General features: G+C 64.8%; 13 protein-coding genes and 1 tRNA gene. 7 read left to right on the plus strand and 7 right to left on the minus strand.

The annotated features are described in order from the left end of the window. Positions 1-15: 15 nt before the first annotated feature. Together ACR0R4_RS06145 and ACR0R4_RS06150 are read right to left on the minus strand one after the other, a co-directional pair. Positions 16-507: a ribose-5-phosphate isomerase gene (locus ACR0R4_RS06145; RefSeq protein ID WP_433646473.1), complete on the minus strand. Its 492-nt coding sequence runs from the start codon at positions 505-507 to the stop codon at positions 16-18. A gap of 30 nt (positions 508-537) precedes the next feature. Next, complete coding sequence (locus ACR0R4_RS06150; protein ID WP_433646474.1) at positions 538-1149, minus strand: mycothiol-dependent nitroreductase Rv2466c family protein; 612 nt, start codon at positions 1147-1149, stop codon at positions 538-540. 89 nt (positions 1150-1238) lie between these two features. On the opposite strand from ACR0R4_RS06150, the gene pepN reads away from it, so the two are divergent. The 3 genes from pepN to ACR0R4_RS06165 are packed head-to-tail and all read left to right on the plus strand — an operon-like array spanning position 1239 to position 5147. Next, positions 1239-3812 carry an aminopeptidase N gene (pepN, locus tag ACR0R4_RS06155; protein ID WP_433646475.1) on the plus strand — a complete coding sequence of 858 codons (2574 nt, stop codon included), beginning with the start codon at positions 1239-1241 and terminating at the stop codon, positions 3810-3812. Further along, the gene (locus ACR0R4_RS06160) at positions 3805-4698 is read left to right on the plus strand and encodes a mechanosensitive ion channel family protein (protein WP_433646476.1); all 894 of its coding nucleotides are present in this window, start codon (positions 3805-3807) and stop codon (positions 4696-4698) included. The genes pepN and ACR0R4_RS06160 overlap by 8 nt, the downstream gene beginning before the upstream one ends. Further along, positions 4695-5147: a globin gene (locus tag ACR0R4_RS06165; RefSeq protein WP_433646477.1), complete on the plus strand. Its 453-nt coding sequence runs from the start codon at positions 4695-4697 to the stop codon at positions 5145-5147. The genes ACR0R4_RS06160 and ACR0R4_RS06165 overlap by 4 nt, the downstream gene beginning before the upstream one ends. 19 nt (positions 5148-5166) lie before the next feature. Here the strand turns inward: ACR0R4_RS06165 and ACR0R4_RS06170 are convergent, their stop codons facing one another. The 3 genes from ACR0R4_RS06170 to ACR0R4_RS06180 are packed head-to-tail and all read right to left on the minus strand — an operon-like array spanning position 5167 to position 7973. Next, complete coding sequence (locus ACR0R4_RS06170) at positions 5167-5592, minus strand: hypothetical protein (protein ID WP_433646478.1); 426 nt, start codon at positions 5590-5592, stop codon at positions 5167-5169. 13 nt (positions 5593-5605) lie between these two features. Next, positions 5606-6763, minus strand: coding sequence for a TFIIB-type zinc ribbon-containing protein (locus tag ACR0R4_RS06175; protein ID WP_433646479.1), 1158 nt, complete (start codon positions 6761-6763; stop codon positions 5606-5608). 7 nt (positions 6764-6770) lie between these two features. Further along, a complete protein-coding gene (locus tag ACR0R4_RS06180; protein ID WP_433646480.1) occupies positions 6771-7973 on the minus strand; it encodes an SHOCT domain-containing protein in 1203 nt (400 codons plus the stop codon). A 154-nt stretch (positions 7974-8127) separates the two neighbouring features. On the opposite strand from ACR0R4_RS06180, the gene ACR0R4_RS06185 reads away from it, so the two are divergent. From ACR0R4_RS06185 to ACR0R4_RS06195, 3 genes are all read left to right on the plus strand, one after another. Continuing rightward, a tRNA-Arg gene (locus ACR0R4_RS06185) sits at positions 8128-8200 on the plus strand. A gap of 236 nt (positions 8201-8436) precedes the next feature. Continuing rightward, entirely contained in the window at positions 8437-9501 is a 1065-nt protein-coding gene (locus ACR0R4_RS06190) for a zinc-dependent alcohol dehydrogenase family protein (RefSeq protein ID WP_433646481.1), read from the plus strand. Positions 9502-9554: 53 nt separating this feature from the next. Next, on the plus strand, positions 9555-10766 hold the full coding sequence (locus ACR0R4_RS06195; protein ID WP_433646482.1) for an MFS transporter: 1212 nt from the start codon (positions 9555-9557) through the stop codon (positions 10764-10766). Here the strand turns inward: ACR0R4_RS06195 and def are convergent. Next, the gene (def, locus tag ACR0R4_RS06200) at positions 10763-11326 is read right to left on the minus strand and encodes a peptide deformylase (protein WP_433646483.1); all 564 of its coding nucleotides are present in this window, start codon (positions 11324-11326) and stop codon (positions 10763-10765) included. The genes ACR0R4_RS06195 and def overlap by 4 nt on opposite strands. Positions 11327-11356: 30 nt before the next feature. Beyond that, entirely contained in the window at positions 11357-11926 is a 570-nt protein-coding gene (locus ACR0R4_RS06205; protein WP_433646484.1) for a TetR/AcrR family transcriptional regulator, read from the minus strand. Between the two features lie 58 nt (positions 11927-11984). On the opposite strand from ACR0R4_RS06205, the gene ACR0R4_RS06210 reads away from it, so the two are divergent. After that, positions 11985-13637 carry an ABC transporter substrate-binding protein gene (locus ACR0R4_RS06210; RefSeq protein ID WP_433646485.1) on the plus strand — a complete coding sequence of 551 codons (1653 nt, stop codon included), beginning with the start codon at positions 11985-11987 and terminating at the stop codon, positions 13635-13637. Positions 13638-13645: the final 8 nt, after the last annotated feature.

Here is a 13645-nt window from a genome sequence, read left to right on the forward strand (position 1 = left end):
CTCCCTGAGCGCACATTACAGTGAATCCACCTGCTTGCCCGCGATCGCTCCCGTGCGCTCGTACTCTGCGAGCTGGGCGATGCGGCGCACGTGACGCTCGTCACCCGAGAATGGCGTCGAGACAAAGGTTTCGATGAAGCGGATCGCGTCCTCGACCGGGTGCTGACGAGCGCCGATCGAGATCACGTTCGCATTGTTGTGCTCACGAGCGAGGGCCGCGGTGGACTCATTCCACACCAGTGCCGCGCGGATCCCGGCGACCTTGTTCGCCGCCATCTGCTCACCGTTGCCCGAGCCGCCAAAGACCACGCCGAGCGCCTCGACGCCCGCGCGTTCGTCTCGCGCGACGCCCAGGGCCGCGTTGATGCAAAACGAGGGATAGTCGTCGAGCGCGTCATAGTGTGTCGGCCCGTGATCGATGACCTCGTGGCCAAGCCCGCGCAGGTGATCTTGCAGGTGCTGGCTGAATTCAAGCCCAGCGTGGTCGGTGGCAATGTGGATGCGCATGCGTGCTGCCCTCTCGTGCGGTCGTACTGATCAGTTGAACTGCGGGCCGACCTCGCGGCCACGCTTCAGCTCGAAAAACCCGGGAATGCTTGCCGCAGCGCGCACGCCGTCCCAGAGCGTCAGCGCATCCTCGCCGTGCGGCGCCGGGCTGATCACGGGGCCGAAAAACGCGATGCCGTCGATCGCGATGATCGGGATGCCCACGCCGGGGCCCACCAGCTCAATGCCCCGCCTCGTGCTCGCAACCAGCTCCGCTTCGTGCTCGCCAGAATCAGCAGCGACCGAAAGCTCTGCTGGCAGACCAGCCTCGGCGAGCGACTCAGCGATCACCGCATCCACGTCCGTGCGTTCCGCCGGATGCAAGCGGTTCCCAAGCGCCGTGTACAGGTCGGCGATGGCCCGCCCCCCGTGAGAGGCGCGCGCCGCGGTAAGCACCTGGCCCATGCGGTGCCCCTGACGCTGTCCCTCGGCATGATCACCCGCATCGCTTCCTTCGTTCAACACCGCGAGGCTGAACGGGTTCCACTCCACCTCGAATCCGCGAAGTTCGGCGACTTCGCTGACCCAGCGACTCGTGATCCAGGTCCACGGGCAAATCGGATCGAACCAGAATTGGACTGCGGGAGTGGCGCGTTCGGTCATACCTCAAGTGTAGTCAGCTTGCGGGAATAGGCTGGGTGGTGACGGTGTCCGCGCAGCGGACTGATCCACCAGAAAATGCGAGGAGCATCGTGCCCGGAGAAAACCTCACCCGCGCTGAAGCGATCGAACGCGCAAGCGTCGTGACCACCCACAGCTATGAGATCGACCTCGACCTCACCACCGGCGCTGAACACTTCCGTGTGGTCACCACGGTGAAGTTCTCGGCGACACCCGGGGCGAGCACGTTCATCGACCTCATCGCGGCGAAGGTTCTCAGCATCACGCTGAACGGCGAGGAGCTCGATCCCGAGTCGAGCTACGCCGAATCGCGGATCGCGCTTCCCGCCCTCGCTGCCGAAAACACCCTGCGCATCGAGAGCGACCAGCGCTATATGAACACGGGCGAGGGTCTGCATCGCTTCGTCGATCCCGCCGATGGCGAGGTCTACCTGTACTCCCAGTTTGAGGTGCCCGATTCCCGGCGCATGTTTGCCGTGTTCGAGCAGCCCGACCTGAAGGCGACGTTCACCTTCCGTGTCACCGCGCCCGCCCGGTGGCAGGTCATCAGCAACCAGCCGACACCAAACCAGACGCCAGCCGGGGAGCGCGACGGCGAAGCGATCGCAACGTGGGCGTTCGAGCCCACCCCGGTCATGTCGAGCTACATCACCGCGCTCATCGCGGGGCCCTACCGTGTGGTGCGATCCGAATTGACGAGCCGCGACGGCCGCATCATCCCGCTCGGCGTCTTCTGCCGAGAGTCACTGAGCGAGTTTCTCGATGCCGACTACCTCTTCGAGAAGACCCGCGAGGGGTTCGCGTTCTTCGAAGAGCAGTTCGACTACCCCTACCCGTTCGACAAGTACGACCAGATCTTCGCGCCCGAGTACAACATGGGCGCGATGGAGAATGCCGGCGCGGTGACGTTCACCGAAGCGTACGTGTTTCGCAGCAAGGTCACTGACGCGATGCGGGAGCGTCGGGTCGTGACGATCCTGCACGAGCTCGCCCATATGTGGTTCGGCGATCTCGTAACGATGCGCTGGTGGAATGACCTGTGGCTGAACGAATCGTTCGCGGAATACATGTCGACCCTCGGTGTCGCTGAGGCGACCGAGTGGACGGACTGCTGGACGACCTTCGCGGCGAGCGAGAAGTCGTGGGCGTACCGGCAAGATCAGCTCCCCTCGACCCACCCGATCGTCGCCGAAATTCGCGATCTCGAAGATGTGCTCGTCAATTTTGACGGGATCACCTACGCGAAGGGCGCATCGGTGCTCAAGCAGATGGTCGCGTGGGTGGGTCGCGAGCCTTTCATGCGAGGCGTTCACGACTACTTCGTGAAGCACCATCACGCAAACACCGAGTTGCCTGACTTGCTCACCGAGCTGGAGGCGCAGAGCGGCAGAGACCTGGGCAACTGGTCGACACTGTGGCTCGAGACAGCTGGGGTCAACACCCTGCGTCCGGTGTGCGAGGTCGACGAGTCCGGAGCGTACTTGTCGTTCGCCATCGAGCAAACCGCCATCGAGCAATACCCCACCCTGCGGCCGCACCGAATTGCGATTGGGTTGTACTCGCGCGGCGTTGACGGTGCGCTCACGCGAGTGCACCGCATCGAAACGGATGTCGATGGTGCGCTCACCCAGGTGCCCGAGCTCATTGGCATCACCAGGCCAGACTTGCTGCTGCTCAACGATGATGATCTGACCTACGCGAAGATCCGTCTGGATGAGTCCTCGCTCGCGACCGCCTTGAACGGCATCGGGAACATTACCGATTCCCTCGCTCGGGCCCTCGTCTGGGGAACGCTCTGGGACGCGACTCGCGACGGCGAATTCGCGGCATCGCGCTTTGTCGATGTCGTGCTGCGTCACATCTCTGCGGAGACGCAGTCCACCACGCTCCGCACGCTCATCGGCCAACTGCTGCTGGCGGCCGCGAGCTATGTGGCTCCGGAGCGACGCGCGGCGACGCTCGAGCGCGTCGCCGACGCGATGTGGCAGCTCGCAGTAGATGCCGAGCCGGGCTCGGATCGGCAGTTCCAATTTGTGCGCGCCTTCGCGCAGCTGGCATCCACCAGCGAGCAGCTTGACACCGTGCTTGCGCTGCTCGATGAACGCGCGCCGCTGGATGGCCTCGATATCGACACCGACCTGGGGTGGGAGTTGCTCATCTCCCTCGCGGCCGGTGGGCGTGCGACATCTGAGGAAATCGAAACCGCGCTCGCCGAGGACCGCACCGCGACCGGGCAGCAGTCGGCCGCACACGCCCGCGCGGCCCTCCCGACGGCTGAGGCCAAGACTGCGGCCTGGGATTCGGTCTTCCAAGCTGCCGATTTGCCGAACGCGATTGTGCGGGCAACCGGACTCGGGCTGCTGCGCACCCACGACCTGTCCCTGCTCGTGCCGTTCATCGACCGGTACTTTGATTCGTTGCTCGAGATCTGGCATTCGCGCAGCTACGCGATCGCTGAGGAAATCATCGAGGGCTTCTACCCGTCGCCGCTCGCGTCCGATCCGCTCCGGGCGGCAAGCCAGCTCTGGCTTGAGCAGCATCCTGAGGCTCCCGCAGCCCTGCGCAGGCTTGTGACTGAGCATGTGGCCGGGGTGGATCGAGCCCTGGCAGCGCAGGCCGCCGATGCGAGGCTCGCCGATGGCTGAGTTTTGGGCCGCGGTCAGCGGATTCTTCATCACCTACCGGGTGCCATTCACCGTGGCACTCATCGTCGTGGGGGCGCTCATCGCGAATTGGGTGCTGCGACGCGTGCTTGATCGCAGCGTCAGCCACGTCGTGCGCGGTGTGAAGCGTTCGCAAGACGTCGAATCCACCCAAGAGCTGCAGGCCACCCCGCACATGAACGCGCGGGCCGTGCAGCGCACCCGCACCCTCGGCACGGTCGGTCGTCACGTCATCTCCTGGACGATCGTCGTCGCCGCCGCGATTGCGATTCTCTCGCAGCTCGGCGTGAACCTCACGGCGATGCTTGCATCGGCAGGTATTGTCGCGGCCGGTCTCGCCTTCGGCGCCCAGAACATCGTCAAAGACATCCTGAACGGGATTTTCATGGTCTTTGAGGATCAACTCGGCGTGGGTGACTGGGTGACCATCGATCAAATCAGCGGCACCGTGGAGGATGTGGGCATCCGTGTCACCAAGGTGCGGGCGATCGACGGCACCCTGTGGTTTGTGCGCAACGGCGAGATCTTGACGCTCGGCAACGCGTCTCAGGGGTGGGGCCGCGCCATCATCGACATCGCGGTTGCCGCCGACACCGACCTCGCGCTTGCCGAACAGGCGGCCCTTGAGTGCGGCAAGGAGCTCCTCTCCTCGCCGCAGTATGCGCGACGGGTTACCGGCCTTCCCGAGATGCTGGGGCTCGAGAGCGTGTTCGGAGACCGCGCGACCCTGCGCTTCATGGTGCGCACGAGGCCCGAAGCACAGTGGGCGGTGCAGCGCGAGCTTCGCTCGCTCATCAAGAAGCGCTACGCCGAACTCGGCATCGAGCTGGCGAGTGAGCTCCCGCGATTCCCCGGAGGTTCCGTATGACCGACCCAGAACCAACGACTCCCCCGCCAGCCCCGCGGTTGACACTGCGCTCGGGGGCCGACGGGCCGGCCCTCACGGACACCCTATGGGCCCAGGTAGGCGGCACCGAGACCTTTGATCGACTGGTGCGCGCCTTCTACCGTGGCGTGCGCGAGGACGAACTCCTAGCGCCGATGTACCCCAACGAAGATTGGGAGGGTGCGATCTGGCGGCTGCGCACGTTCCTCGAACAGTACTGGGGTGGGCCCACCACCTATTCGGAGCATCGAGGCCACCCCCGGCTCCGGATGCGACACGCGCCCTTCCCCGTGACCCCTGAAGCGAGGGAACACTGGCTGGCGCACATGTACGCAGCGCTCGACGAGGTGGCGCTACCGCCAATGCACGACGCGGCGTTCCGGGACTATGTGGATCGCGCCGCTCTGGCGATGGTGAACCGCTTCGAGTGATGCGCGGTATGTCCGTGCCCTACTGCTGCGGCGGGGCCTCGGATTGTGGCGGCGACTCGGGTTGCGGTGGGATCCCGGGAAGGGTGGGTTTCGTCGGTGCCGGAAGCTCTGTGACTGTCGTACCCGAGCCCAGCCGTTTCAGCGGTGAATTCGAGTTTTGGCCGGGGATGCGAGAGTTTTCGACACCCTTGACTTCGCCTGTCTTCTGATCGTAGGTGCGCAAATCAAGCACCTCGGCGGCCGTTTCCCGCTCAAATGCGTGTCGCTTGTCGGTGTTGCGATACCGCAGAAACACCCACATGAAAAAGCCGAGGCCGCCGGCGGGCCCGATGAGCCAGAGCCACGCGCCACCCTCCTCAGAACTGGCACCGTAGTCTTCCAGTCGGGCGATGGTGTCGAAGATTCCGCTGGTATTGAGCGCGATCCACGCGTCCACAAACTGCACGATTGCGCCTCCCCTATCCCATAAAGAAATCTAGGAAGCCGCCGACCGCGGTTCCGACGATACCGATGATCACTGCAGCCGGAATGAGCCGCCCGTAGCGGATCGGCACGCTCCCCATGGTTTCACCCGTGCGACCGTTGACCGCGACGAAGTGGGTGAGTCGACCATCGAAATAGCTGTAGAGCCAGACGGGCACCGAGACCGCCACCCAACGCGTGCCCTTGACATCCAAGTGCTCCGTTTCCCAGCGCACCCCCCGGTTGTACTGCCCTGTGCTGTCGTTTGCGCGCTGCCGACCGATCGACAACAGGCGATCGTGTGCTTCGCGGCCGAGCGACGACACGTCGAGGTCGCGCTTCTCGGCCGTGAAGCCCCGCAGGTAGTTCGCGTTGTACGCCACCGCGGCTTTCACGTCGAACGGCTGAATCGAGTTGATGATGTTATTGGTGTTGCGCGACCAGTCGATGTCGGCGCGCTGAGCTGACGATTCGATCATCACATCGTCGATGTGCACATCGAACGATCGCGCCACCTGATACACGTCAGCGTCATACAGCGTCACCTCGTCGTCACCGCGTTTCCGGGTGTACCGCCGGGTCTGGATCTCCCCGAAGCCGGTGAGATCCACGTGGGTATTCGCGTCGAGCAGCATGTACGGCATATAAACCCCGACAACCTCGGTTGGGGCAAACTCGCGCACGAACTTCGGGTGGGCAAAGAAGCGACGTGATTTCACGAACGCATCGATGCGAGCAATGGCATCCTCGCGGGTGATACTGAAGGGCAACAGACCATCCGGCACCGCACCGTTGGGCAGTTGCGTGTTCACCGACAGCGTCTGCCGACACCAGTGGCACCGCGACTGCAGCGCCTCCTGGGTGTTTACCACCACTTCCGCACCGCAGGCCTGGCACTTCAGCGTGAGCACATCTTGAGCAGATTCCTGCAACGCGGCCGCGCCGGAGGCGACGGTCGTGCCCCGAAGATCTCCGATGGCCGAGTCCAGGCCGAACTGCTGCTCGATCCCGGCTTCCGCCCACTCGTGTCGACAGAAGTGGCAAACCAGCATGCCAGTCGCGGGGCGCAGCGAGATCTCGGTAGACCCGCATTTCGGGCATTTGTCGAGCCCGTCCGCTTTTCCCGAGGCGGTGTCGATGTGGTTGTCTACCATGTCGCGTCTACAGCCCCAGCAGCGCCTTCTTCGCTGCCTCGAAGTCTTCCGCAGTGATGAGGCCCTGATCGAGCATCTGCTTGAACTGGGCGAGCTTTGCCACGGGATCCTCTGCTGCGGCCGGTGCTGGTGCCGGTGCGGCAGGTGCCGGCGCTGCCGGAGCCGGGGCTGCCGGCTGCTGTTGCTGCTGCTGGAAGTTCAGGGCCTGGCCGGTCATGCCAACCCCCAGGCCCATCATCGCCATGCCACCCGAACCCTCGGTAGAGCCCGCAGCCTCGAAGCCACGCGCGACCGACTGCTGCAGGAAGGAGGCGCCGCGATTCCCGGAGAGCGCATCGGCCTTCTTCACATCGCTGAGGAGCTTCTGCGTGTCTGCGTCGTACTCGATCGACTGGATCGCGGTGCTCACAATTGCGAGGCCACGCTGCGATGCCCACTGGTAGCCCGATTCGACCGCGGCGGAGAGCGATTGGGCGAACCCCAGCGCATCGCTTTGAATGCGCGCCATACGGTTGCCCTTGCTCGGATCATTCGTATAGATCGAGAACGCGGGTGCGAGTGACGAAACGACCTCATTGAAAAGCTGTGCCGCGGCGTCGTTGTCGAGATCGCTGAAGTCAAACACCCGGGCATCTGCGCTCAGATAGGTGAGCGGCACGAACTGCTTCACAAACAGCACCGGGTCGATGATCTTCAGTGTGTAGGTGCCGCGCGTGATCGCGCCCACCTGGGTGCCAAGAAAGGCGTCGTCCCAGTAAATCTCGCTCTGCGTTCCGAAGCGGTTGTTCGGGATCTCCTTCAGGTTGACGTAGAAGGCCAGGTGCTGAGCCCCGGGCTGTCCGCCAAATTTGAACCGCTCCCACGACTGCAACACAGTCGAGGCGAGCAGGCCACCGCCGGTGAAGATTGATTTCGCTTGAGGATCGGTCGTCGTGAACGTGTACCCACCGGCCTCCGCCACGAGACCGGTCAATTCACCGTTGAGGAAGGTGAGGAGACCGTATCCCTCCGGAACCACAATCAGCGAACCGTCGCTGATGATGTTCTCCGAGCCCTTGGTGTTGGAGCCGCGACCCGCGTTCGTGCCTTTCGGTACCGCCGGAAAGATTGCGGCGGTGGGTGCAAGCCCTGCCGGTGGTTGCAGGAAGTCGATCCACTGATCGGCAAACATGCCGCCGATCGCACCCGAAAACGCCTTGATGAAACCCATGGTCTCCCCTTTGCTCGGTCGCGCGCCTCCTGGTGGGTGCGAACGTCTGCCCCAATCCTATGAGTCTCCGTGCGCCCGGGGAAGAGCAGACTCGCTGACCCGCCGTTCCAGAAGCGACGGGATTCACGCGTTGCTGCGATACGCTATTTCGGTCGCCTCCGTAGCTCAGGGGATAGAGCAGGAGCCTTCTAATCTCTTGGTCGCAGGTTCGAATCCTGCCGGGGGCACTGATTCAAGCGCAGAGCACCGCTCTGCGCATTCAGGGCCCCGTGCCGCCCACGGCGGCAGCCCACGGAGCGAAGCGAGGGGTGGGGCACTCACAAAGAAAATATCGCGTTCGACCGAGTGACCCCAATCGCCACAGCGATTGCCCACGGAGCGAAGCGAGGGGCGGGGCACCTAGAATCCAGTCAGGGCAGTGCACCTGTCACGTTCTTCCCCACTCAGCGAAAAGGATCTTCCCATGCGCCAAGTCTTCCTCCACGGTGAACGAGATATTCGCGTCGAAGATGTGGTTGATCCTGCGCTCGATAACCGCCCCGAGGCCGCCGGCCGCGATGCGATCGTGAGAGTCGTGGCTGCCTGCGTGTGCGGTTCCGACTTGTGGGGGTACCGCGGAGTGAAGCCGACACCCAAGCCGCGGCCGATTGGTCATGAGTTCGTCGGGATTGTCGAGGAGGTCGGCTCTGCCGTTTCGCAGGTGCGAGTTGGAGACTTCGTCATCGCCCCGTTCTACGTCTGCGATGGCACCTGCCTGAACTGCATCAATGGGTTCTCTAGCCACTGCCTGAACGGCGGATTCTGGGGCTCCAAGGTCCGCGACTTTGGTTACGCGAATGCCGCGCAGAGCGAGCGCGTGCGGGTTCCGCTCGCCGATGGCACCCTCGTCGTGGTTCCCGGGCAGCCCACCGAAAACATGATTCCGGCTCTGCTGAGCCTGTCTGATGTCATGGGAACGGGGCATCACGCGGCGGTTTCCGCCGGGGTGAAGCCTGGATCCACTGTCGCGGTCATCGGTGACGGAGCGGTCGGGCTCTGCGCGATCATCGCCGCGAAGCGCCTGGGGGCAACGCGGATCGTCGCGATGTCGCGGCACGCCGACCGGCAGGCACTCGCGAGGGAATTCGGAGCCACAGATGTGGTGCCAGAGCGCGGCGATGAGGGCATCGCCCTTCTGAAAAACATGTTCGGCGGAATCGGACCAGACTGCGTGCTTGAGTGCGTCGGCACCCAGGAATCGATGGACACGGCGCTCCGCTCGGCCAGGCCCGGCGGCCAGGTCGGCTTCGTCGGCGTGCCAGCTGGCGGTGCAGAGCTACCGATCGACACCCTGTTTGGCAGCAACGTCGGCGTGCGAGGTGGCATCGCCCCGGTGCGCAACTATATCGAGGAGCTCCTTCCTGAGGTGCTCGACGGATCGATCCAACCCGGACGTGTGTTCGACCTTGAGCTGCCACTGGCGGAGGCCGCCGAGGCGTACCGCGCCATGGACGAGCGCCGCGCCATCAAGGTATTGCTGCACCCGTAGCCCGGAGCCCGGGGAGACAACCGGGGCCCACCCCCGACAGTAGAATTGAGTCGATGTCTCCTCGCCCCGCGCGCCCCCCGCGCGCCAAGCTGCCCTTCGAGGTGTGGGCGCTCGTGGCGGGCGGGTTCACGGTTGCGCTCGGCTACGGCGTCGTCGCCCCGGCGATTCCGCAGTACGCCCTCGAGTTTGGTGTGTCGAACCTGGCGGCGAGCGCGATCGTCAGCGCATTTGCGCTCATGCGGCTGGTGTCGGCACCGCTCGCCGGGTGGCTCGTCTCCCGCTTCGGCGAGCGACGCACCTACACGGTCGGGCTGCTCATTGTGGCGGTCTCAACCGGCGCCTGCGCCCTGGCGATGACCTACCCCCAACTTCTGCTGCTGCGCGGAGCTGGGGGCATCGGGTCGGCCATGTTCACGGTTGCGGCGACGGCTTTGCTGGTGAAGGTGAGCCCGCCCGATGCACGCGGTCGTGTGGCCAGCCTGAACGCGGCAGGATTTTTGAGCGGCATGTTGCTCGGGCCGGTGTTTGGGGCGCTCGTGGCGGGGTTCGGTCTGCGCGCACCCTTCATCTTCTACTTCCTCACTTTGGTGCTCGCCGCAATCGTGGTCTGGTCGGCGCTTCGCCGCTCGGCCCTCGCCTCTCCCGGTGGTGGTGATGGTGCTTCCCGCGAATCGATGGGGCTCCGTGAGGCCTGGAAAATCTCGCAGTACCGCGTGCTCCTCAGTTCGGTGCTGATCTTCGGATGGACCTCATTCGGAGTGCGCATCTCGATCGTGCCCCTCTTTGTGGCACTCTCATTCCAGGGCGCACCCAGCGACGCGGCATGGGTGCTTGCCGCCTACGCTGCGGGCAACGCACTCCTCATTTTTCCCGCGGGGCGGTGGACCGACACCGTGGGGCGCAAGCCCATGCTCGTGACGGGGTTGGCGGTCCTCGCCATCTCCTACCTCGTGTTCCCGGCGTCCCCCGCGTTGTGGGCCGCCCTCGCCTGCATGTTCGTGGCGGGAATGGGCTCGGCACTGGTGAACCCCGGTCAGCAGGCGGCGCTCGCCGACATCCTGGGGCAGCGTTCCGGTGGCAAGGTCGTGGCGGCCTACTCGATGATGGCCGATCTCGGAGGTGTGCTCGGTCCACTCGCGGTGGGTGCGATTGTGGATTTCGCGGGGTTCGGCTGGGGGTTCGGCGTCACGGCCGCCCTCCTCGCCGCGGTGACACTGGCGTGGGTCGCGGTTCCCGATACTCAGCAGCGGCGACCGCGGGATTAATCCTCCGGGTGATCCACTCCGGGCATCCAACTCAGCCCAGGCTTCCCCCAGCCGTTCTTCCGCTCGGCCTTCTGCGCCGCACGGTTTTCGGGGTGCACGAGCCGATCCACGTAGAGCAGACCGTCGAGATGATCGAATTCGTGCTGCATGATGCGGGCGAACCAGCCGCTGACCTCGAGCTCGTAGGGCGCGCCATCGATGTCGAGCGCGCGAAGCAGCGCGCGCTCCGAGCGGCGCAGGGCAAACCGTTCACCGGGGAAGGACAGGCATCCCTCCACCTCATCCTCATCCGGGAGGCCCGGCTCGGGTGGCGAGATCCACAGTTCAGGATTGATGGCGACACCACGCGAGGGGCCCTCGTCTTGGTCGTCATAGATCCACACGAAGACGCGCTTGCCGATGCCCACCTGCGGGGCGGCGAGTCCCACTCCGGGTGCCGCGACCGTCGTGTCAAACATGTCGGCGACGAGGGTGCGCAGTTCGTCATCGAACTGGGTGACGGGAGCCGCCGGTCGGTGCAACACGGGTTCACCGCAGATCACAATGGGAAGAACAGCCATGCCGACAAGCCTACGGGTCGCGCAGACCGCTTATGCGCCAACCGACAGGATGCGCTCGAGCTGCGCGCGAAAGCTGCCGCGACTCACTCCGGCGTCGATCCACCCGCGAAGCGCCGTGATGAGCAGTGCCGTGGTGATCGCAGCGTTGGCGCTTCGTTCGACCGAGTCAGATTCCGGCGCGCTTCGCTGCAGGTAGGAGTCGAGCATTCGGTTGAGTGCCAGCACACGCCCGGCCCCTCCGGCGATCAGGTCGTCTGCCGATTCGAGCAGCCGGAAGTTCTGCAGCGCCCAGGGAATGTTGGCGCTACTGATGGATTCCGCGTAACTCAGCAGGGCCGCTCGCAGCGGCACAGAATCCCCCGCGCTGAGCTGACCCTCCAGGTGCTTGCCGAGGCTGGCGAGCAGAACGTCGGTATCGAGCCAGTAGAGCTCTGACTTCGACGAAAAGAAGTTGAAGAAGGTTGCCCGGCTAAAGCCCGCGGTTCGCGCGATCTGCTCGACGCTGGTGCCGCGGTACCCCTGCACCTGGAACAGCTCGAACGCCGCCTCCTGCAGCAGTTCCGCAGAGGCCTTTCTGGGTCGACCCCGTGACTGAGACATGCGAATTACTCCTGGCCGCATTTAATAGATCGCGTCTAATAATATAGGCTTAGCTGTTGTGAAACATACATCAGCGCACACACCGAGAAAAACCGTCTGGGCGACCGGCCTCACCGCGGTCGCCCTCGTGTTGCCGCTCGCGGCCTGTTCCGCGGGCGGAAGCACGCCGGAACCAGGCGAGGCCCGCACCAACCTCGTCTACGCGACCGGAGACGGAGAACCGAGCTGCCTCGACCCCCACGTCGGCGGCAATTTCCCGCAGGCCCTGCTCGCCACGCAGGTGCTCGAATCGCTCGTGGCGCTCGACGCCGAGGGCACCATCGTGCCGTGGCTGGCGAGCTCATGGACGGTCAGCGACGACGGACTGACCTGGGAGTTCACGCTGCGTGACGGTGCGACCTTCAGCGACGGCACCCCCGTCGACGCTGCCGCGGTGCAGGCCAACATCGAGCACCTGCAAGACCCCGACACGGGATCCTCCACCGGCTATCTCGCCGTGCGCCAGGTGGCGGCCGTCGAGGTCGTCGCTGCCGATGTGGTGCGCTTCACACTCACCCGACCCGACGCGGCGCTGCTCGAGTCGCTCGCGCAGCCGTGGGTGGCGATGCAATCGCCCGCCGGCATCGCTCGTGGCATGGACGAAAACTGCCTCGCACCGATCGGGTCGGGGCCCTTCGTCATCGACGACTGGGTGAAACAGGATCGCATCGAACTCGTGCGCAATCCCGAGAACACCACCTCCCCCGACGGGATCGACGCACCCGACGCAGCGGCCGCCGAGACGCTGACGTGGCGCTTCATCCCGGATGCGACGGCGCGGTTCGCGGCCCTCGAGGCTGGTCAGGTTGACATCATCGACAACCCCCTGCCCGAGCAGATAACCGTCGCGGAGAACTCGGAAGACCTCGCGCACCTCGATGCGCCCCGCCCGGGCGCCAGCAACCGGATCGAGCTAAACACGAGCACGGTTCCGTTCAACGATCAGCGCGTGCGTGAGGCGTTCATCGCCTCTGCCAACGTCGACGCGGGCCTCGAGACGCTGTTCGAGGGGTGGGCACCGCGATCCACCAGTGCGCTCTCGAGCCGCGAGCGGCTCGCACTGCAGAGCCCGGAAGCCTACGTCTTCGACCCCGAGCTCGCGAACACCCTGCTCGACGAGGCAGGCTGGACCGAACGAGACGACGACGGAATTCGGACGAAGGACGGGCAACGACTCACGGCCCGCTTCCCGGTGACCGGCGCACAGTCGACGCAGGCCGAGCAGGCGCTCTTCGAACAGATCCAGGCGGGCGCCCGCGAGGTGGGTTTCGACATTCAGATCACGCTGCTCGACCTCTCAAGCTGGTACGGCGCGCTCGGTGCCTACGAGTACGAGATGGTAAGTGCGCCATACACAAAGATCGGCCCCGACGTACTGCGTTTCCTGTATCACAGCGATGCCACCGTACCCGCGCCGAGCGGCTATTTCGCCAACAACGCGCAGGTGAAAGACCCCGAGCTCGACGCGCTGCTCGACACCATCGGCACCTCGATGGACGTGGAGGAGCGGGAAGCGACCGCGCGCGCTGCGCAGGAGTGGATCGCGAACGCATCGATCATTCTGCCGATCTACGATCAGCAGAACCACTTCCTGTACCGCGCCGATCTGACCGAGTTCCGGGCGCTGCCGACGGTCAATACCCCGTGGCTCGGTACCGTCATCGCCGGATGACCTGAGCG

This window comes from Leucobacter fengyongliangi, from assembly GCF_050971685.1.
Taxonomy (GTDB): domain Bacteria; phylum Actinomycetota; class Actinomycetes; order Actinomycetales; family Microbacteriaceae; genus Leucobacter.